This is a genomic window from Mycolicibacterium septicum DSM 44393 (assembly GCF_000455325.1).
Classification (GTDB): domain Bacteria; phylum Actinomycetota; class Actinomycetes; order Mycobacteriales; family Mycobacteriaceae; genus Mycobacterium; species Mycobacterium septicum.
The window spans coordinates 3,343,829-3,364,433 of the sequence record NZ_HG322951.1 but is presented as its reverse complement, the minus strand read 5'-3'; the positions used below and the strand labels follow the sequence as shown (position 1 = coordinate 3,364,433).

19 protein-coding genes are annotated in these 20,605 nt (G+C 67.6%); 11 read left to right on the top strand and 8 right to left on the bottom strand.

The annotated features are described in order from the left end of the window. Positions 1 to 76: 76 nt before the first annotated feature. Positions 77 to 511 (bottom strand): Rv2576c family protein, encoded by a 435-nt coding sequence (locus TX88_RS15955; protein ID WP_044518075.1) that lies wholly within the window; start codon positions 509 to 511, stop codon positions 77 to 79. Between the two features lie 235 nt (positions 512 to 746). Between TX88_RS15955 and urtA the strand changes: the two genes are divergently transcribed. The 6 genes from urtA to TX88_RS34695 are packed head-to-tail and all read left to right on the top strand — an operon-like array spanning position 747 to position 6,154. Further along, the gene (gene urtA / locus TX88_RS15950; RefSeq protein ID WP_044518073.1) at positions 747 to 2,015 is read left to right on the top strand and encodes an urea ABC transporter substrate-binding protein; all 1,269 of its coding nucleotides are present in this window, start codon (positions 747 to 749) and stop codon (positions 2,013 to 2,015) included. Between the two features lie 30 nt (positions 2,016 to 2,045). Then, on the top strand, positions 2,046 to 2,930 hold the full coding sequence (urtB, locus tag TX88_RS15945) for an urea ABC transporter permease subunit UrtB (RefSeq protein WP_044518071.1): 885 nt from the start codon (positions 2,046 to 2,048) through the stop codon (positions 2,928 to 2,930). Beyond that, entirely contained in the window at positions 2,927 to 4,054 is a 1,128-nt protein-coding gene (urtC, locus tag TX88_RS15940) for an urea ABC transporter permease subunit UrtC (RefSeq protein WP_044518070.1), read from the top strand. The genes urtB and urtC overlap by 4 nt, the downstream gene beginning before the upstream one ends. Positions 4,055 to 4,110: 56 nt before the next feature. After that, complete coding sequence (gene urtD / locus TX88_RS15935) at positions 4,111 to 4,866, top strand: urea ABC transporter ATP-binding protein UrtD (RefSeq protein WP_110918079.1); 756 nt, start codon at positions 4,111 to 4,113, stop codon at positions 4,864 to 4,866. Then, positions 4,866 to 5,558, top strand: a complete 693-nt coding sequence (gene urtE, locus TX88_RS15930) for an urea ABC transporter ATP-binding subunit UrtE (RefSeq protein ID WP_044518067.1) — start codon at positions 4,866 to 4,868, stop codon at positions 5,556 to 5,558. Before urtD ends, urtE begins: the two co-directional genes overlap by 1 nt. A gap of 59 nt (positions 5,559 to 5,617) precedes the next feature. Further along, complete coding sequence (locus tag TX88_RS34695) at positions 5,618 to 6,154, top strand: hypothetical protein (protein WP_209446991.1); 537 nt, start codon at positions 5,618 to 5,620, stop codon at positions 6,152 to 6,154. A 12-nt stretch (positions 6,155 to 6,166) separates the two neighbouring features. On the opposite strand, the gene hisS is transcribed toward TX88_RS34695, so the two are convergent. Together hisS and TX88_RS15915 are read right to left on the bottom strand one after the other, a co-directional pair. Continuing rightward, on the bottom strand, positions 6,167 to 7,432 hold the full coding sequence (gene hisS / locus TX88_RS15920) for a histidine--tRNA ligase (RefSeq protein ID WP_044518065.1): 1,266 nt from the start codon (positions 7,430 to 7,432) through the stop codon (positions 6,167 to 6,169). After that, the gene (locus tag TX88_RS15915) at positions 7,429 to 8,082 is read right to left on the bottom strand and encodes an MBL fold metallo-hydrolase (RefSeq protein WP_044518063.1); all 654 of its coding nucleotides are present in this window, start codon (positions 8,080 to 8,082) and stop codon (positions 7,429 to 7,431) included. The genes hisS and TX88_RS15915 overlap by 4 nt, the downstream gene beginning before the upstream one ends. A 120-nt stretch (positions 8,083 to 8,202) precedes the next feature. Here TX88_RS15915 and TX88_RS15910 point away from each other — a divergent pair, with 120 nt between their 5' ends. The 5 genes from TX88_RS15910 (at position 8,203) to TX88_RS15890 (ending at position 13,617) form a co-directional block, all read left to right on the top strand. After that, positions 8,203 to 9,078 carry a peptidylprolyl isomerase gene (locus TX88_RS15910; RefSeq protein WP_044518061.1) on the top strand — a complete coding sequence of 292 codons (876 nt, stop codon included), beginning with the start codon at positions 8,203 to 8,205 and terminating at the stop codon, positions 9,076 to 9,078. Between the two features lie 88 nt (positions 9,079 to 9,166). After that, positions 9,167 to 10,057 (top strand): peptidylprolyl isomerase, encoded by an 891-nt coding sequence (locus tag TX88_RS15905; protein ID WP_409365865.1) that lies wholly within the window; start codon positions 9,167 to 9,169, stop codon positions 10,055 to 10,057. A 58-nt stretch (positions 10,058 to 10,115) separates the two neighbouring features. Further along, on the top strand, positions 10,116 to 11,210 hold the full coding sequence (locus tag TX88_RS15900; protein ID WP_162563146.1) for a SecDF P1 head subdomain-containing protein: 1,095 nt from the start codon (positions 10,116 to 10,118) through the stop codon (positions 11,208 to 11,210). After that, positions 11,207 to 12,808, top strand: coding sequence for an HD domain-containing phosphohydrolase (locus tag TX88_RS15895; protein WP_244438433.1), 1,602 nt, complete (start codon positions 11,207 to 11,209; stop codon positions 12,806 to 12,808). Before TX88_RS15900 ends, TX88_RS15895 begins: the two co-directional genes overlap by 4 nt. An 83-nt stretch (positions 12,809 to 12,891) precedes the next feature. Further along, entirely contained in the window at positions 12,892 to 13,617 is a 726-nt protein-coding gene (locus TX88_RS15890; protein WP_209446989.1) for a hypothetical protein, read from the top strand. Here the strand turns inward: TX88_RS15890 and TX88_RS15885 are convergent. The 5 genes from TX88_RS15885 to secD form a co-directional block, all read right to left on the bottom strand. Further along, complete coding sequence (locus TX88_RS15885) at positions 13,601 to 15,952, bottom strand: RelA/SpoT family protein (RefSeq protein WP_044519455.1); 2,352 nt, start codon at positions 15,950 to 15,952, stop codon at positions 13,601 to 13,603. The genes TX88_RS15890 and TX88_RS15885 overlap by 17 nt on opposite strands. A 41-nt stretch (positions 15,953 to 15,993) precedes the next feature. Beyond that, entirely contained in the window at positions 15,994 to 16,572 is a 579-nt protein-coding gene (locus TX88_RS15880; protein WP_110917956.1) for an adenine phosphoribosyltransferase, read from the bottom strand. After that, positions 16,527 to 18,194, bottom strand: a complete 1,668-nt coding sequence (locus TX88_RS15875; RefSeq protein WP_044518057.1) for an ABC transporter substrate-binding protein — start codon at positions 18,192 to 18,194, stop codon at positions 16,527 to 16,529. The genes TX88_RS15880 and TX88_RS15875 overlap by 46 nt, the downstream gene beginning before the upstream one ends. 5 nt (positions 18,195 to 18,199) lie before the next feature. Next, entirely contained in the window at positions 18,200 to 19,486 is a 1,287-nt protein-coding gene (secF, locus tag TX88_RS15870; protein WP_044518055.1) for a protein translocase subunit SecF, read from the bottom strand. Positions 19,487 to 19,490: 4 nt separating this feature from the next. Next, positions 19,491 to 20,605, bottom strand: a 1,115-nt coding sequence (gene secD / locus TX88_RS15865) for a protein translocase subunit SecD (protein WP_044518053.1), incomplete at its 5' end; no start/stop codon positions are given.

Below are 20,605 nucleotides of genomic sequence, written 5' to 3'. Positions count from 1 at the left end.
CGCGCACTTGACTATCGAACAACAGTTCGAGTGCACCGTCAAGGCAGATCTCAGTTCGTGGGATCAGGTGGTCAGATCACCACTGGCCGAGCTGGCAGCGCGGGCTGTACGGGTGATCGTTCTGGACGGCGATCTGACCGTCGACCGCGATCTCGCAGTGCGCGTTGGGCTGGGCCTGGCCCCCGTGTGTCGTGCTCGCGACGGTGAAGATGGCCCACTGCGGATCGGCGAGGGTGGTCTCGAAGACCCAGGGCGCGTCGGGCCCGACGTTGACCGTCGCCTTCTGCAGGTACTTGTACGCATCCGCGTTGTAGGCGTCTTTACTCGCAGGCTGCGTGGTCAGGTAGTAGAGGTCGAACTCGTAAGGTGCACCCGAGGTGAGGGTGTACTTGACCTGGTGGCCCTGGCCCTGCGGTTCCGCATACGACGTTGCGTTGGAGACCGCCATACCCGCGGCCGCCAGAACCAGCGCCGCACCGACCGTGGTTGTCGCTTTTCGCATGTTCCTCATATCGACGCAGGCTACCGCCTTGTTACAGGTGCGACTAACGAGTCGCGTGACACCGCGCCAACGGCAAACCAACCGGGCCTAGCTTGAGGTTAATTTGTTTGTCACACACAGACATTTCCCAGTAACAGCGGCGCTCTAACGTCCCGATTCGACACCCGCACAGGGTGTTTAACCTCTTGCACGCCGCCGACCCTGATCGGCCGAGAAGCGCTGCAATCAAAGGGAAAGGTCGCCCATGCGAGATCCAGGACGTGCCCCGTTGCGCCGGTCGACGCTAGCCGCAGGGAGTTTGATCGCAGTCGCCGGTTTGCTACTGGCGGGCTGCGGCAGCCGGGCGAGCGACACCGACACAGCAAACGCGGCATCCTGTGTGGACACATCCGGCCCGAAGATCAAGGTCGGATCGTTGAACTCTCTGTCGGGCACGATGGCCATTTCCGAGGTGACGGTCCGCGACTCGATCAAGCTCGCGGTCGAGGAGATCAACGCCAAGGGCGGCGTTCTGGGCAAACAGATCGAGCTCATCGGCGAGGACGGGGCTTCCGAGCCCACGGTGTTCGCCGAGAAGGCCGAGAAGCTGATCAGCAGCGACTGTGTCGCGGCGGTGTTCGGCGGCTGGACGTCGTCGAGCCGGAAGGCCATGCTCCCTGTCTTCGAGAGCGCCAACGCCCTGCTGTACTACCCCGTGCAGTACGAGGGTCTGGAGTCGAGCAAGAACATCTTCTACACCGGCGCCACCACCAACCAGCAGATCGTCCCGGCACTGGACTACCTCAAGGAAAAGGGCGTCAAGTCGCTCTACCTCGTGGGCAGTGACTATGTGTTCCCGCAGACCGCCAACCGGATCATCAAGGCCTACGCCAAAGAGAACGGCATCGAGATCAAGGGCGAGGACTACACCCCGCTGGGCTCGACCGACTTCTCCACCATCGTCAACAAGGTCCGCAGCGCCGATGCCGACGCCGTGTTCAACACCCTCAACGGCGACTCGAACGTGGCGTTCTTCCGCGAGTACAAGAACGTCGGCCTGACCCCGCAGGAGATGCCCGTGGTCTCGGTGTCGATCGCCGAGGAAGAGGTCGGTGGCATCGGTGTGCAGAACGTCACCGGTCAGCTGACGGCATGGAACTACTACCAGACGATCGACACCCCGGTGAACAACTCCTTCGTCAAGGCCTACAAGGACTTCGTCAAGGATCCCAAGAAGCCCACCTCGGACCCCATGGAAGCCGCCTACGTCTCGGTCTACCTGTGGAAGAACACCGTCGAGAAGGCCAAGTCGTTCGACGTCGCCGCGATTCAGGAGAACGCCGACGGCGTCAGCTTCGACGCCCCCGAGGGCAAGGTCACGATCGACGGCGAGAACCACCACATCACCAAGACCGCCCGGATCGGTGAGATCCGGCCCGACGGCCTGATCTACACGATCTGGGAGTCCAAGGGTCCGATCGACCCCGACCCGTACCTGAAGTCCTACCCGTGGGCGGCCGGGCTGTCCGGCTGACGAGCGAAGCGACGGGGAATCAAACACAGCATGGACATCCTCATCGGCCAGCTGGCAACGGGATTGAGCCTCGGCTCAATCCTGTTGCTGGCCGCACTCGGCCTGTCCCTGACCTTCGGCCAGATGGGCGTCATCAACATGGCGCACGGCGAATTCATCATGGCCGGCTGCTACACCGCCTATGTGGTGCAGCAGGTCATCACCAATGCCGGTGCCTCACTGTTGATCTCGCTACTGTTCGGGTTCCTCGTCGGCGGCGCCATGGGCGCGCTGCTGGAGGTGACGCTGATCCGGCGGATGTACCACCGTCCGCTGGACACGTTGCTCGTCACCTTCGGCGTCGGCCTGATCCTGCAACAGGTGGCCCGAGACATCTTCGGTGCGCCTGCGGTCAACGTCGTTGCCCCGGATTGGCTCTCGGGTGGCGTCGAAATCCTCGGCGCCGTGGTGCCCAAGACCCGCATATTCATCCTGGTGCTGGCCGTCGTGTGCGTTGCGGTGCTCGCGACCGTGCTCAAGACCAGCCCGATGGGGCGGCGGATCCGGGCGGTGGTCCAGAACCGCGATCTGGCTGAGACCAGCGGTATCTCATCGCGCAGAACCGATATCACCACATTCTTCATCGGATCCGGGCTGGCGGCGGTGGCCGGTGTGGCCCTGACGCTCATCGGCTCCACGAGTCCGACCATCGGCCAGAGCTTCCTGATCGATGCGTTCCTGGTGGTGGTGGTCGGCGGCCTCGGCCAGATCAAGGGCACCGTGATCGCCGCGCTGGCCTTGGGCTTCCTGAACTCGTTCATCGAATACAGCACCACGGCGTCGCTGGCCAAGGTGATCGTGTTCGCCATCATCGTGATCTTCCTGCAGGTGCGCCCCCAGGGATTGTTCACGGTTCGGACCAGGAGTCTCGTATGACCATTCTCGGCCGCTGGCAGACGTGGGCCGGCTTCGGCGCCGCCGCGGTGGTGCTGTTCGGCGTGGCACCCGCGGTTCTGTCGGACTTCCGGCTCAGCCTGCTGGGCAAGTTCCTGTGCTTCGCCATCGTCGCGGTCGGCATCGGATTGGCCTGGGGCCGTGGCGGAATGCTGGTGTTGGGTCAGGGGGTGTTCTTCGGCCTCGGCGGCTACATGATGGGCATGCATCTCAAGATCGCCGACGCCGAGATCCGCGGGCACGACGTGCCGGACTTCATGCAGATCGCCGGGGTACGCCACCTGCCTGGTTACTGGGAACCGTTCGCCTCCCCCGCGTTCACGTTGTTGGCAATCCTGGTACTGCCGACGGGAATCGCGGCCCTGCTCGGCTTCGGCGTGTTCAAGCGCCGGGTCAAGGGCGCCTATTTCGCGATTCTGTCGCAGGCGCTGGCCGCGGCGCTGGCGATCCTGCTCGTCGGCCAGACCAGCCTCGGCGGCAGCAACGGGTTGACCAATTTCCGAACCTTCTTCGGGTTCAACCTCAATGACCCGGCCAACAAGCGGATGGTCTATTTCATCGCGGCAGCCACTCTCCTGGTCGTGGTCGCCGTGGTGCGGCAACTGATGTACAGCCGCTATGGCGAGTTGTTGGTCGCCGTGCGTGACGGTGAGGAACGCGTGCGGTTCCTCGGCTACGACCCGGCCAACATCAAGGTCGTGGCCTACACCCTGGCCGCCTTGTTCGCCAGCATCGCCGGTGCGTTGTTCGTGCCGATCGTCGGATTCATCGCGCCGTCACAGGTCGGCATCGTGCCATCCATCGCCTTCCTGATCGGGGTCGCGATCGGCGGGCGCACGACGCTGCTCGGCCCGGTCCTCGGCGCCGTCGGCGTGGCCTGGGCGCAAACCCTGTTCTCCGAACGGTTTCCGTCAGGGTGGATCTACGCCCAAGGCCTGTTGTTCATCGTCGTGGTCGGGTTCTTCCCCGCCGGCCTGGCCGGCCTCGGTGTGCTGTTCTCCCGGTGGCGGCGCTCCCGGGCTGCCGCGCCGGATGCCGAGCAGTCCCGGCCCGAGTCCGCGTCGGACACCGATCCCGATACCGAGAAAGTAGGTGCCCCATCGTGACCGGAACCGAGCAAGCCACCGAGGCGCCCGAGCCGGTGGCCGGCGGCAACGCCGGCATGGGTGCCGAATATCTGGAAGTCCGCGGTCTCACAGTCGATTTCGACGGCTTCAAAGCGGTCAGTGAAGTCGACCTGACCCTGTTCCAGGGAGATCTTCGCTTCCTGATCGGACCCAACGGGGCGGGAAAGACGACGGTGATCGACGCCATCACCGGCCTGGTGGGGGCCGCCGGTTCGGTGAACAAGTCGGGTGTGGAACTGCTCGGCAAGAAAGTGCACCAGATCGCGCGCCTTGGCGTGGGCCGCACATTTCAGACCGCGAGCGTGTTCGAACAGCTGACGGTGGTGCAGAACCTGGACATCGCCGCGGGCGCGAGCCGTTCGCCCTGGACCCTGCTGCGCCGGCGGCGCGGCATCCTGCCGGCCATCGAGGAAGCCCTGGAAACCACCGGGCTGTCCGATCTGGCCGACCAGCCGGCGGGCGTGCTGGCCCACGGCCAGAAGCAATGGCTGGAGATCGGCATGCTGCTGGTGCAGAACGCCGATGTCCTGCTGCTCGACGAACCGGTCGCCGGGATGAGCCACGAGGAACGTGAAGAGACCGGAAACCTGTTGCGCCGCATCGGCGGAACCCGCACCGTTGTGGTCGTCGAGCACGACATGGACTTCATGCGGGCGTTCGCCACCTCGGTGACGGTGCTCGCCCGCGGCCAGGTGATCGCCGAAGGTTCGGTGGCCGAGGTGCAGGCCAACCCGAAGGTCCAAGAGGTCTATCTCGGCACCGCCGCGGCCGGCGTGGAAGGAATCTCCTGATGCTCGAACTGCTCGATGTCCGAACCGGTTACGGCCGGTCCGAAGTGGTCCACGGCGCGAGCATCGCGGTGCCGTCCGACGGTGTCGCCGCGGTGATGGGTCACAACGGCGCGGGTAAGACGACCCTGTTGAGGGCAGCCGTCGGGCTGCTCAAATGCACTGCGGGCAAAGTACTTTTCGACGGTGAGGACATCACCAAACTGCGCCCGAGCGCGAGGGTGGCCCGCGGCCTGGCATACGTGCCCCAGGGACAGCAGTCCTTCGGCCAGCTGACCACCGCGGAGAATCTTCAGGTGGTCGCCGACGGCCGGCGGAACGGCAAGGCCCTGATCGACGAGCAGCTGGACCTGTTCCCCGCCCTCAAAGAGCTGCTCAACCGGCGGGCCGGCCTGCTGTCGGGCGGGCAGCGGCAACAGCTCGCGATTGCCCGGGCATTGATCACCAGCCCCAGGTGCCTGATCCTCGACGAGCCGACCGAGGGCATCCAGCCGTCGGTGGTGGCCGAGATCGAGGCCGCGATCACCTCGTTGACCGCACGCGGCGATCTGGGTGTGCTGCTGGTGGAACAGCACATCGGATTCGCGCTGGAATCCGCTCAGCGCTACTACATCCTGGAGGCCGGCCGCATCACCTCAAGCGGCACCGGTGGCTCGACCTCGGAGGCCGACGTCCGCGCCGCCATGGCCATCTGATCTCGCCGGACGTCGGCATTTCCCGCACGCTCGCGGCGTGGCGCAGGCACACTTCGACCATGCCCCAACCCGCGCAGCAACGGGTCCTCGCCGATATCGGTGGAACGGTGGTGGCCGAACAGGGCCCGCTGGTGGTCGTCATCGACCGGGGTACGGGACCGCTCGCGACAACGGCCTTCGTCCTCGGCGTGCTCGCCGTCGTGTTCGGCGGGTTCGGTGCTGTGATGCTGGCGATCGGCCGAGCGCAGATGCCGACCTGGGTCAGCGGATTGTTTCTCATCGCGGGCTTCGCCTTTGCCGCCGCAACGTTGGCAGCGGTGCGCCGCATCAGAGCCGACCGCGCCCGACCGCTGCAGAGCTACCGGCCGGTGGCCGTGTTCGACCGGGCGCACCGGGTCTATCGCGATGACGCAGGTCAGGTCATCGCCCCGCTGGACCAGGTCCGCTTCGAGCGTCGGATGCAGCTGGGCTCCAGCTCACCCAAGCTCGTCGCGAGCACCCCGAACGGCGATCGAATTCTGAAGCGCGGCAACCCGTTCACCGGCGGCATCGGCAACCTCGACGAAGTGCTCACCGTCGTGGTGCACGGCCGCTGAACGAAGCGCGAGCTACCGGGCCAGGCGGGAAAGCACCTCGGCGACAACGGAATCGGCGGCGACATCCACCTGCTCGCCGGTCGAGAGGTCCTTGAGCCCGACGGTGCCGGCCTCGATGTCACGGTCGCCTGCCACCAGCGCGTACTTGGCACCTGAACGGTCGGCCGCTTTCATCGCACCCTTGAGCCCGCGGTCGCCGTAGGCCAGGTCCACCCGCACCCCACCGGCCCGCAGCCGCGCGGCCAGCTTGGCCAGCTCCAGCTTGGCGGCATCGCCCAGCGGCACGCCGAACACCTCGACGCCGCCGGCACCGGTCACCGTCTTGCCCTCGGCCTGCAGGGCGAGCAGGGTCCGGTCGACGCCGAGGCCGAATCCGATCCCCGACATGTCCTGCCCGCCGAGCTGACTCATCAGGCCGTCGTAGCGGCCACCGCCGCCGATACCGGACTGCGCGCCCAGTCCGTCGTGCACGAACTCGAACGTGGTCTTGGTGTAGTAGTCCAGCCCGCGCACCATCCGCGGGTTGATCACGTACGGCACGCCGAGCGCGTCGAGGTGCGCCTGCACGACCTCGAAGTGGGCCTTGGCGCTGTCCGAGAGGTGGTCGAGCATCAGCGGCGCGTCCGCGGTCATCTCCCGCACGTGGGGCCGCTTGTCGTCGAGCACCCGAAGCGGGTTGATCTCGGCGCGTCGCCGGGTGTCCTCGTCGAGGTCGAGCTTGAACAGGAAGTCCTGCAGCAGCTCCCGGTACGCCGGCCGGCAGGTGTCATCGCCCAGCGAGGTCAGCTCGAGGCGGAACCCGTCCAGGCCCAGGGACCGGAAGCCGGCATCGGCCACCGCGATCACCTCGGCGTCCAGCGCCGGGTCGTCGACCCCGATGGCCTCGACCCCGACCTGCTGCAGCTGCCGGTAGCGCCCGGCCTGCGGACGTTCGTAACGGAAGAACGGTCCCGAGTAACACAGCTTGACCGGCAGTGCCCCGCGGTCGAGGCGGTGCTGGATCACCGCGCGGATCACCCCGGCAGTGCCTTCCGGGCGCAGGGTCACCGAGCGGTCACCGCGGTCGGCGAACGTGTACATCTCCTTGGACACCACATCGGTCGACTCGCCCACACCGCGGGCGAACAGCGCGGTGTCCTCGAAGATCGGCAGCTCGACGTCGCCGTAGCCGGCGCGGCGCGCGGCAGCCAGCAGTCCGTCCCGGACCGCGACGAACTGCGCCGACTCCGGCGGGAGGTAATCGGGCACGCCCTTGGGCGCCTGGAATGCAGATGTCACAGAGTCAAACCTTCGAGAAACGGGTTGGTGCGGCGTTCGTGCCCGATGGTCGTGCGCGGGCCGTGTCCTGGTAATACCACGGTGTCGTCGTCGAGTACCAACAGCTTTGTCACGATCGAATCGAGCAGGTCGCGTCCACTGCCACCGGGCAGGTCGGTGCGGCCCACCGAGGACCGGAACAGCGTATCGCCCGTGAATACCGTCTGGTCCACCCGGAACACCACCGATCCCCTGGTGTGTCCCGGCGTGTGGTCGACGGTGACCGAGACGTCGCCGAAATCGAGCGTCTGGCCGTCTTTGTCCAGCTCGACCAGCTGTTTGGGCTCGGAGAACAGCATCCCGAGCGCAACCTGGGCAAGCCGCGGGCCGAACCCCTTGATCGGATCGGTCAGCATGAACCGGTCCTCGGGGTGGATGTAGACGGGGCAGCCGTAGGTGTCGGCCACCTTCTGGGCCGACCAGATGTGATCGATGTGACCGTGCGTCAGCAGGACCGCTGCCGGGGTGAGGCGGTTCTCGTCGAGAATCCGGCGCAGCCGGTCCATGGCCCGCTGGCCGGGGTCGACGACGATCGCGTCGGCCCCTGGCCGCTCGGCCAGGACATAGCAGTTACACGCCAGCATCCCGGCCGGGAATCCGGTAATGAACACGGCCCCAGTTTCCCACGGCCACGCCGCCACCTGCGGTTCCCGCGGGTCGCAGGCCCGGTACCCAGGCCCGCCTGGCAGACTCGTCACCAATCCCGACCGCCCACAAGGAGGACTGCTGCGGTGCCGACCAACAAAGAACGGCGTGAGACCGCCAAGCGCAAGCTGGAGGAACAGCTGGAGCGCCGCGCCGCCCAGGAACGCAAACGACGCATCGTGACCATCGCGGGCTCGGTCGCCGCGGCCATCGTGGTCATCGGGGCCGTCGTGGCCACGTTCGTGTTCACCAGCAAGGACTCGGGCAGCACCACCGCCTCGGCGGACACCACGACGGCAACCTCCGGAGCGCCGGCCCAGCCTGCCGCCAACGGTCAGCTGCCGGCCTTCGTCGCAGCCGCCGACCTCGGCGCCAACTGCCAGTACCCGGCCGCAGGCGCGGCCAGCAAGCCGACCACCCCGCCGCGCACCGGTAAGGTTCCGACCGATCCAGCCACGGTCAGCGTCAGCATGGTCACCACCCAGGGCAACATCGGGCTGCAGCTCGACAACGCCAAGGCACCGTGCACGGTCAACAGCTTCGCCAGCCTGGCAGGGCAGAACTACTTCAACGACACCCCGTGCCACCGGCTGACCTCGGGCGGCCTCTCGGTGCTGCAGTGCGGTGACCCGACCGGCCAGGGCACCGGTGGCCCGGGCTACCAGTTCGCCAACGAGTACCCGACCAACCAGTACCAGCCGGACAACCCGGCGCTGCAGCAGCCGGTGCTCTACCCGCGCGGCACCGTGGCCATGGCCAACGCCGGACCGAACACCAACGGCAGCCAGTTCTTCCTGGTGTACCAGGACTCGCAGCTGCCCCCGGGCTACACCGTGTTCGGCAAGATCGACGACACCGGCCTGGCCACCCTCGACAAGATCGCCGCTGCCGGTGTCGCCGGAGGCGGGCCGGACGGCAAGCCGGCCCTCGACGTCGAGCTGAAGTCTGTGGCCCTGGACTAGGCACGGGAGCAATTTGACTGCCCCGCCCCCTTACGGCGGTTACCAGGGATATCCGGCTGGTTATCCCCCGTCTGCCCACACCAACGGTATGGCGGTCGCGTCACTGGTGTCCGCGGTCCTGTTCGCGCCGCTGGGCATCGTCTTCGGGCACATCTCGCTGTCGCAGCTCAAACGCACCGGCGAGCAGGGCCGCGGTATCGCGATCGCGGGCCTGGTCATCGGGTATGTGATGACGGCGCTGGCGATCGTGGCGACGGTGCTGGCCGTGGTGTTCGCCTTCATCGTCGTCAAAGCGGCCGAGGACATGCCCCGCCGGGACCGCTACACGGCCTCGCCGGGTTCGGAGCAACAACTGCCCGCGTTCGCGGCGCCGGCCAACCTCGGCACCAACTGCCAGTACCCGACCACCACCGAACCGGCCACCAAACCGGTGCGGCCACCGCGCACCGGCCCGGTGCCGACCGAACCGGCGACGGTGGAAGCCGGGATCTTCACCGATCGCGGCAGCATCGGACTGAACCTGGCCAACGGCAAAGCGCCCTGCACGGTGAACAACTTCGCGTCCCTGGCCTCGCAGGGATTCTTCGACGGCACGCAGTGCCACCGGCTGACCACCGGAGACCTCGCGGCACTGCAGTGCGGTGACCCGTCGAGCAGCGGCACCGGTGGGCCCGGTTACCGATTCCCCAACGAGTACCCGACCAACCAGTACCGGCTCTCCGACCCCGCGCTGCGGCAGCCGGTCGTCTATCCGCGCGGCACCGTGGCGATGGCGAACTCCGGGCCCGGTACCAACGGCAGCCAGTTCTTCCTGGTGTACGAGGATTCCCTGCTGCCGCCGACCTACACCGTGTTCGGCACCGTCGACAAGACCGGGCTGGCCACCCTGGACGCGATTGCCGACGGCGGAGTCGCCGACGGCAGCGATGACGGCGAGCCCGCCACACCGGTGACGATCAAATCGGCGAGCCTGGGCTGAGCCCAGACATAGGGTTGGGTCATCGCAGCACAGTATCTGCGGCGGTGAGGAGATGCCGGTGTCGTTCGCGCAACCCGCGCCCGCTGTTCCTCCCTACGCCCCGCCGCGCGGTGGCCTGACACCCGCGGCCAAGTTCCTGGTGCTGCTGGTATTGGCGGTTTTGATCGCAGGCTATGCGCTCGCGGTGTTCCTCACCAGAGGGGTCTGGGCCGACCGGGAAGGTATCCGCCTGACGCTCAGCGTCCAGGCGAAGGACGGCTGGGCGCTGTCCGCCGACACCATCGAACAGGCGATCACCGCCACCGAGGTCCGGTTGGGCGACTACGGGGTCGCCGACGCCCAGATCGGGGCCGACGGCAACGACGTTGTCGCCACCTTTCCCCGGCACGGGCTCGACGCCGAGGCGCTGAAGGAGATGTTCGGTCCCGGCGAGACGAAGACGTTGTACGTCCGACCGGTGATCCATGCGATACCGGCCAAGGCGTCGCCGCCGTCCGGCATCAATCCGACACCCGCGGTTGAACCGGCACAACGCATCGCCGACGAGAAGGAATTACGCCAAGGCACCAATCCGTCGATCCAGATCCTGGCGCTGCAGTACCAGGCCACCCGGTGCGGCAATGACGACGTGCTCGCCGGACACGACGATCCGAACCTGCCGCTGGTCACCTGCTCCGCCGACGGGGAGACGGTGTACCTGCTTGCGAAGTCGATTCTCGGCGGCGACCAGATCGAGACCGCCGAACCCGGCACCGACTCGGCGGGCCGCCACGTCATCGATCTGCAGTTCGACAACGATGCCGCTCAGGCCTGGTCGGACTTCACCGCGGCCAACATCGGCACCCAGGCGGCGTTCGCCATCGACTCCCGCGTCGTGAGCGCACCCGTGATCCGGGAGCGGATTCCCAACGGCGGCACCCAGATCAGTGGTGACTTCGATGAGGGTTCGGCGCGCGATCTGGCCGGCGGGATCAATCGCGGCGCCTCGCCGGTGGCCCTGACGTACTCGTCATCCAGTGACGAAAAGTTGCCGGCGACAATGCTTTCCATGCTGATCCGGGGCGCCGTGATCGTCTCTGGTATGGGTGTCACGGTCGTGGTGATCGGCGCCCTGGTGTATCTCCTGCGTACTCGGCGCAGTCGCCCGGTGTGAGGCAGGAAGCGGTGCACACCGGAAGGGATGGCGGCGGCCGGGACTCGGGGATCTCCCTGGCCGAGTTGCTGGCCGCCTTCTCGTTCGCGATGGATCTCGGCCTGGACCAGCCGATGGAGCACGTGTTGCGGTCGTGGCGGCTGGCCGCACGCCTGGGTGAGCGCGTCGGGCTGGTGGCCGAGCAGCGGGCCGATCTCTACTACACGGCGGTGCTGGCCTGGGTGGGCTGTATCGCCGACGCACCCGAGGTGTCGGCCTGGTTCGGCGACGACATCGCGTTTCGCGCCGACAGCTACCGCGTCGATCTCCGCGGGCTGGGCGGCGCGACTTTCATGCTGTCGCATGCCGGTTCGGCCGGTCCCCTGCTGAACAGGGTGCGCAAGACCGCGACGCTCATCGCAACCGGTGGCCGCGATATCGAGCAAGGGCTGATGTCGCATTGCCTGAACACCTCGACGATGGCCGAGCGGCTCGGTCTCGACGCGGCCGTCGGTGACGCACTGCGCCAGTTCTTCGCGCGGTGGGATGGCAACGGCGTGCCCGCGGGCCTCGGCGGGGAGGCGATTGCCTTGCCGATGAGACTCTTTCACCTCGCCGACGTGGCCGAGGTGGTGCACCGTGATGCCGGGGTGGATGCCGCGGTCCACGTCGCGACGTCGCGGCGCGGCACCCAGTTCGACCCGGCCGTGGTCGACGCGTTCTGCGCGGCGGCGGGCGATCTGCTGTCCGACGACGATGACGAATCGGATTGCCACGCACTGATCGCCGCCGAACCTGCGCTGCAGCGGCGTCTCACCGAGGACCAACTCGACTCGGCACTGGAGGTGTTCGCCGATTTCACCGACCTGCGATCGCCGCACCGCGCCGGGCATTCCCGTGGCGTCGCCGAACTCGCGGAGCGGGCCGCGAAGATCGCCGGGCTGACCGAGGGTGACGCCGTCCTGGTGCGTCGCGCGGCCCTGTTGCACGACATAGGCCTGCACGGCGTACCCGCCACCATCATGGACAAGCCCGGGAAGCTCAGCGCCTCCGACCATGAGCGACTGCGGCTGAGTTCGTATTACACCGAACGGGTTCTGGCCCGGCCCGGCCCGGTGGCGCGCATCGGTGCGGTGGCGGCGCTGGCCTATGAACGCATGGACGGCTCGGGGGCGCACCGCGGCCTGTCGGGTCCGTCGATACCGGTGACCGGACGCATCCTGGCCGCCGCGGATTGCCATCGCGCCATGACTGAGCCGCGGCCGTACCGACCGGCGTTGTCCGCCAAGGCCGCCGGCGCCGAACTGCGGGCCGAGGTCCGCCGCGGACGGCTGGATGCCGCCGCGGTCGACGCCGTCCTCGAAGCCGCCGGCGGCCCCCGGCATCGACGCCGCGTGGGCCCGGACGGGCTGACGCCGCGGGAAATCGAAGTGCTGGGGCTGATCGCCCGAGGCGCATCCACCAGGCAGGTCGCGAGCACCCTGGGGATCAGCCCGAAGACGGCCGGCACCCACATCGAGCGCATCTACACCAAGACCGGTTCGTCGACCCGCAGCACCGCAACGCTGTACGCCATCACGCACGGCCTGCTCGACACGCTGACCGAAGCCGAAAAGTAGGGCGAATGCCCGACGACACCGGGCTCACGGGCTCCTAGCGTTCACCTCACGAGAAGAACGAGAACGCAAAGTGAGGAACCGTGATGTTGGATCTCGCTACTCCCCTGTCGAATCTGCCCGAACGGTGCGGGCAGGCGCCGTGGCCCGGCCATGAGTACGTCAAAGGCTGGGGAGTTTTCGGCCTGCCTTTCGACAGCGGACACGTGCTGGCCCTGAGGGTGTTCCCGGAGAACGACTTCGGGCCGTACCGCACGGTGTGGCACCGTGACCCGTCCGGCCGATGGTCGATCTTCGTGCACGGCGACCACCTCGACACGGCATGTCCCCGCTACTACGGGCCGGCGTGTGCGTACACCGGCTTCGCCGAGATCGCCCTGGATTGGACCGGGCCCGCATCGCTGCGCGTCAGGGTCGACGGCCCGGGACTGGACTGGACGCTGACCGCCACCGCGGGTCCGGCGCTGCGCACCATGAACGCGATCAGCCGGCGCCTGCCGCTGAGCACCTGGCGGCCGCGGCCGCTGGTGCGGGCGCGCGAGATGCTGGCCGCCGGACTGGGGATGGGCCAGGTGCGGATGACGGGCGTCATGCCCAGCGGCCACGTGGGAACCCTTATGCCCCAACAGATGTACCTCATCGAGGAGGCATCTGCCACCCTGGGCGGGGTCGATCTGGGCCGGCCGGCACGGCTGACCACCAACCCCGTGATCGGTGACGTGACACTGCCCGCTCGCGGCGTGCTGGCCATCGGCCAGGCGATGTGGCAGATCCCGGTACCCGATCGGTTGGGTGTCAGGCCGCCGACGTGACGCGGTAGACGTCGTACACGCCCTCCACGTTGCGCACCACGCTCAGCAGGTGGCCGAGATGTTTGGGATCGCCCATCTCGAAGGTGAACCGGCTGATCGCCACCCGGTCGTTGGAGGTGGTGACCGACGCCGAGAGGATGTTCACCTTCTCGTCGGCCAGTACCCGCGTGACATCGGAGAGCAGACGGTGCCGGTCCAGCGCCTCGACCTGGATGGCCACCAGGAACACCGACGACGGCGACGGCGCCCAGTTCACCTCGATGATGCGTTCCGACTGTTGTTGCAGGGAAGCCGCATTCGTGCAGTCGGTGCGGTGCACGCTGACCCCACCGCCGCGGGTCACGAAGCCCATGATGGTGTCGCCGGGCACCGGGGTGCAGCACTTGGCCAGCTTGGTCAGGGTTCCGGGCGCCCCCGGCACCGCGACACCGGTGTCGTCGGTGCTGCGCTGCCGTACCGGCATGGTCAGCGGGGTGGAGCGCTCGGCGAGTTCGTCCTCGGCCGCATCGTCGCCGCCGAACTGGGCGAGCAGACGCTGCACGACATGGCGTGCCGAGACGTGGCCCTCACCGACCGCGGTGTAGAGCGCCGAGACGTCGGTGTAACGCAACTCCCGCGCCAGTGCGCCCATCGAGTCGGCATTGATCAAGCGCTGCAACGGAAGTCCGCCCCGGCGGACCTCCCGGGCGATGGCGTCCTTCCCGGACTCCAGGGCCTCTTCGCGGCGCTCCTTGGCGAACCACTGCCGGATCTTGGCCTTCGCCCGCGGCGACACCACGAAGGTCTGCCAGTCACGCGACGGTCCGGCGTTGGGAGCCTTCGAGGTGAACACCTCGACGACCTCGCCGTTCTCCAGCTTGCGTTCCAAGGCGACCAGCCGGCCGTTGACCCGGGCCCCGATACAGCGGTGTCCCACCTCGGTGTGCACCGCGTAGGCGAAGTCGACCGGGGTCGAGCCGGTCGGCAGGTTGATCACGTCACCCTTGGGGGTGAAGACGAAGATCTCTTGTACCGCAAGGTCGTAACGCAACGACTCGAGGAACTCGCCGGGGTCGGCGGCCTCCCGCTGCCAGTCCAGCAGCTGGCGCATCCAGGCCATGTCGTCGATCTCGGTGGCGGCGTGGCTGTGCGGAACCCCGTTGCGGCCCTTGGCTTCCTTGTAGCGCCAGTGCGCCGCGATGCCGTACTCGGCGGTGCGGTGCATGTCCCGGGTGCGGATCTGCACCTCCAGCGGCTTGCCCTCGGGGCCGACGACCGTGGTGTGCAGCGACTGGTAGACGCCGTAGCGCGGCTGGGCGATGTAGTCCTTGAACCGGCCAGCCATCGGTTGCCAGAGCGAGTGCACGACGCCGACGGCCGCGTAGCAGTCACGGATCTCGTCGCACAGGATCCGCACGCCGACCAGGTCGTGGATGTCGTCGAAGTCGCGGCCCTTGACGATCATCTTCTGGTAGATCGACCAGTAGTGCTTGGGCCGGCCCTCGACGACCGCGTTGATCTTCATGGCGCTCAGCGCCACGCCGATCTCGGCGCGCACCTTGGCCAGGTAGGTGTCGCGTGACGGCGCCCGGTCGGCGACCAGCCGCACGATCTCCTCGTACTTCTTCGGGTGCAGGATCGCGAACGACAGATCCTCCAGCTCCCACTTGACCGTCGCCATACCCAGCCGATGCGCCAGCGGCGCAATCACTTCCAGCGTCTCGCGGGCCTTGCGGGCCTGCTTCTCCGGCGGCAGGAACCGCATGGTGCGCATGTTGTGCAGCCGGTCGGCCACCTTGATGACCAGCACCCGCGGGTCGCGGGCCATCGCGATGATCATCTTGCGGATCGTCTCGCCCTCGGCGGCCGAGCCGAGGACGACCTTGTCCAGCTTGGTCACCCCGTCGACGAGGTGGCCCACCTCGGCCCCGAACTCGGCGGTCAACGCCTCCAGCGTGTACCCGGTGTCCTCCACCGTGTCGTGCAGCAGGGCGGCCACCAGCGTGGTGGTGTCCATCCCGAGTTCGGCCAGGATGTTGGCCACCGCCAGCGGATGGGTGATGTACGGATCGCCGGACTTGCGGAGCTGGTCGGCGTGGCGCTGCTCGGCGACGTCGTAGGCGCGCTGCAGCAGCTGCAGGTCTGCCTTCGGGTAGATCTCACGGTGAACCGCGACCAGAGGCTCCAGAACCGGGTTGACGGCACTGCGCTGCGCGGTCATCCGGCGGGCGAGGCGCGCGCGTACGCGGCGTGAGGCGCTGGTCTTGGTGGCGTCGGGTCCCGTGGCGCCCGGCAACACCGGAGGCGACTGCACCGCCTGGCCCGCCGTCGCGTCCGTACCCGTATCGCCGGCCATCGTCACCTCCCGGTTAACGCTTCAGAATCCGAGGATATCCCTCACACCGTGTGCAGGCTGCTGACCCTCAGCGGTGCCACCACATCCCGGCCGCCCAGGGCCGCCAATTCCAGCACCACGGCCGCGCTCAGCACATTGGCACCGCCGGCCTGCAGCAGCTGGGTCGCCGCGGCCAGCGTCCCGCCGGTGGCAAGGACATCGTCGATGATCACAACGTTGCGCCCGGCGATATCAATCCCGTCGGCCGGGATCTCCAGCGTCGCGCTGCCGTACTCGAGCTGATAGGTGACGCTGTGCACGGGAGGCGGCAGCTTCCCGCCCTTGCGCACGGCCAGCACACCGGTGCCTAGCCGGGTCGCCACCGCGGCGCCCAGCAGGAATCCCCGCGCGTCCAGGCCGGCGACCAGATCGGCGTCGGCCGCGGTGGCGGCGAGCGCATCGGTCACCGCCCCCAGCCCTTCGGCATCGGCCAGCAACGGGGTCAGGTCCTTGAACTGCACTCCGGGCTCGGGAAAATCGGGAACCTCCCGGATCAGTTTCCTGACCAGCTCCGAGATCCCGGCGACGTCGCCGCTCACGTGGACAGCTTCCAACGGTCCATGTTCCAGCCTGCACCCCATCGGGTCGGATTGCTGCTCACGGCATACATCTTGGTCGATGTCAGCACGGTGCGCTGCTGGCGGTACAGCGGCAGGGTCGGCATGTCGTTCCACAGGATCGGTGCGCCCTCCCCCGCCAGCCGGGCCAGTTCCTTCGGGTCGGTCGTGACGGCCTGCGCGTCGATGATTCCGTCGACGCGCTCGTTGCCGTAACCGGGCAGGTTGTTGCCGTTGCCGGAGTGGAATGCGTAGGCGTCGATGGCCGACGAGCCCGAGGAACCGCTGCCCGCGGCCCCGCCGGTGCCTGCCAGCAGTCCGTCGAACTCGTTGTTCCGCAGTGCCACCGGCCCGGCCGTGGCCGACCCGGCGTCCTGAACGGTGATGCCCGCCGCGGCGCACGATTTCGCGATGGCGCCCACGGTCGCCGCCAGCCGGGCGTTGGGCGTCTGATACCCGATGCGAACGGTCAGCGGCTTGTTGTTGAGGGCGGCCCGGGCGGCGTCAGGGTTGGCCACACCGAACTGGGCTGCCTCACCGACGTTCTCCGCCGCGCTGAACGCGTCGTCGGCGACCGGGCTGAGCCGGGAGTTGATGATCGGCGTCGCGGCATTGCGGGCGATCACATCCCGCGGGGTGCACAGCGCGACGGCCCGCCGCGCGGGCGTGGCTGCCAGCGGACCACCGGGCGCGAAGATCAACTGCTCGATCCCGGCCGACGGGGTCTCCGTGCTGACGTAGTCGTCGGGCAGGTTGAGCAGGCCCGAGGACCCGGACTCGATGTCGACGACATCGAAGGACCCCTCGTTGACCCGCTCCTGGATGTCGGCGCCGCGTGGCCACACCTCGATCCGGTTCGTGATCGCCGGCGTGCCCCACCACTTGTCGTTGGCGACCAGGGTGACCACCCCGTCCTTGGACACCGAGTCGATCCGGTACGGGCCCGATGACGGGAACTTCTTGAGGTCGAGGTCCGGCTTGAGATCCCAGACGGTGTTCCACGCCTTGGCGATACGGTCGATGGTCGGCTGGTCACCGTTCTGAAGCGCCGTCGCCACGCCCCCGTCGTCGAGGCCGAGTTCGTCGGCGATGACGTGCGCGGGCATCAGCGAGGTCGCCGCGAACAGATGCCCGTAGTCGAGGAATCCACGATCCTGGGCGAACGACACCCGGGCCCGCTTCTGGCCCGGTGCGCAGTCCACCGAGCCGATGTCGCGGTAGCCCGCTCGGCTGGCGGCGTCGAATCCGGGAAAGCGGCCCGACTGCGCGCCCCAGGCCAGGACCAGGTCGTCACAGGTGATCGGCTTGCCGTCGGAGTAGACCGCCTTGTCGCTGATCACGTAGTCGAGCACCAGCGGGGCGCGGCCCACGACCGACACCGAACCGAAGTCGTTGTCGGCGACCACCTGGCCTTCGGGGCCGTGATAGGCGAATCCGGTCAACGCCCGGGCGAACGCCTGCGGCCCGGCCGACGCGGCCCCGGCCACCGTGTTGGTGTTGTAGGTGGTCAGCGTGCCGTCGACGGCGTAGGCGATCTCGTCGGCCGAGCTGGCCGAACACGCCGCCAGACCCATCGCGGTGACCACGGACAGCGTGGCCGCTGTCACCGCTGTTCGTGCGCGGGCGATGGTCCGCCACTGAACCATGCGGTTTACCGCCGGGTGTTTCGCTTGCCCGACGGACGTCCGGTCCGTGGGCCGGGACGTGCACCCGGTGCCGGCTTGGCCGGAGCAGGTTCGGTGACGACCGAAGCCGACACCGTCTCGGCACCGGACTCGGTGACCTCGGCGTCGGAGGCGCCTGCTGTCTCCTTGGTGGCCGTCGACCCCTTGGCGCCCTTCTCGCGCCGGTTGAGCACCCGCTTGGTGTGCTTGCGCACCAGTTCCGTGCGCTCACGCAGCGTCACGAGGAGCGGCGTCGCGAAGTAGATCGACGAGTAGGTGCCGACGATGACGCCGACCAGCTGAACCAGGGCGAGATCCATCAGGGTCCCGACGCCCAGCAGCCACACCGCGATCACCATCAGGGCGACGATCGGCAACACCGAGATGAGGCTGGTGTTGATCGAGCGCATGAAGGTCTGGTTCACCGCGAGGTTGGCCTGCTCGGCGAATGTTCGGCGAGTGGTGTGTTCGAACCCGTGGGTGTTCTCCTCCACCTTGTCGAACACGATCACCGTGTCGTACAGCGAGAAGCCCAGAATCGTCAGCAGACCGATGACAGTGGCCGGCGTGACCTCGAACCCGACCAGCGAATAGACACCGGCAGTCACGACGAGGTCGAACACCAGGGTGGCCATCGCGGCCATCGCCATGTAGCGCTCATAGCGCCAGGCGATGTAGATCGAGGCCAGCACGACGAAGACCACCAGCGCGATCAGCGCCTTCTGGGTGATCTGACCGCCCCAGGTCTCGGACACCGCCGAGTCGCTAATGACCTGCTTGCTGGGCTGGCCGTCGCTGCCCTTGGGGTGGAACGCGTCGAACAGCGCGGTGCGCAGCTTTTCGGTCTCGTCGTTGGACAACGTCTCCGAACGGATCTGCACCGTCGCCGAGGCACCGCTGCCGACCAGCACGACGGCCTCGGGCGCCTTGTTCAGGGTCTTGCTGAAAACGTCCTCGACCTGCTGGACCGTGACGATCCCCTCGGAACCGGCCGACGGCATCGACACCTTCGTGCCGCCCTCGAAGTCGATCCCGAAGGTGAACCCGCGAAGCACCATGCTGGCGATGCAGATCGCGACGATGATGCCGCTGACCGAATACCAGAGCTTGCGGCGGCCGATCACCTCGAAGGCGCCGGTACCGGTGTAGAGCCGGACGAAGAATCCGTGCTTGGGCAGTGCCGCAGAGGAGGATTCGATGTTCGGCGCCTCCACTGCGGTGTCCTTGACGTCCTCGGCGGCTGTGTCGTCGGTGGTCTTGCTCTTTGCAGCCATGTGCTTATCCCCGTCCCGCGGTCGCATGCGAAGCCTCCCGGCGTTCCCGCGCGATCTGTTGCACCGCGCCGAGACCGTTGAGGGCAGGTTTTGCCATCGTCGGGGACTTGGACGCCAGGTACACCAGCGGCCAGGTCACCAGGAACACCACCACGATGTCGAGGATCGTGGTCAGACCCAGCGTGAAGGCGAAGCCCTTGACCTGGCCGATCGCCAGGAAGTACAGCACCGCGGCGGCCAGGAAGGTCACGGCGTTGCCCGACACGATCGTCTTGCGGGCGCGCGCCCAGCCTCGTGGCACAGCCGACCGGAAGGACCGGCCTTCGCGGATCTCGTCCTTTATTCGCTCGAAGAACACCACGAACGAGTCCGCGGTGGTGCCTATACCGATGATCAGACCGGCGATACCGGCCAGGTCCAGCGTGTAGCCGATGTATCTGCCGAGCAGCACGAGGATGGCGAAAACCATTGCGCCGGCAGCCACCAGGGACAGCGCCACCAGCAGGCCGAGCACGCGGTAGTACAGCAGCGAGTACAACAGCACCGCGGCCAGGCCGACCGCGCCCGCGATCAGGCCGGCCCGCATCGAGGACAGGCCCAGCGTCGCCGAAACGGTCTCGGCTTCAGAGGATTCGAACGACAGCGGCAGCGAGCCGTACTTCAGCACGTTGGCCAGTTCCTTGGCCGAGTCCGACGTGAACTGGCCGGTGATCTGGGTGTTGCCGCCGGGGATGGGTTCCCGGATCTCGGGCGCGCTGACCACCTGCGAATCGAGGGTGAACGCCGTCTGCGTGCCCACGTTCGCCGCGGTGAAGTCGGCCCAGGTCTTGGCGCCCCCGCTCTTGAAGGTCACGTCGACGACGTACTGGCCCTGCTGCTGGTTCAGCCCGGAGGTGGCGTCGGCGATCTCCTCGCCGCTCATGATCGACTTGCTCAGCAGGTAGACCGTCTGGCCGTCCTGGGAGCAGGTGATCAGCGGCAGGTTCGGGTCGTCGTTGCCGGCAAGCACGTCTTCCTCGCCGCACCGGGTGGCCTGGTACTGCAGCGCCAGGATCTGGATCGACGGGTTGGTGCTCTGCCGCAGTTCCTTCTCGTCGGAGATGCGCTGGGCCAGGGCGG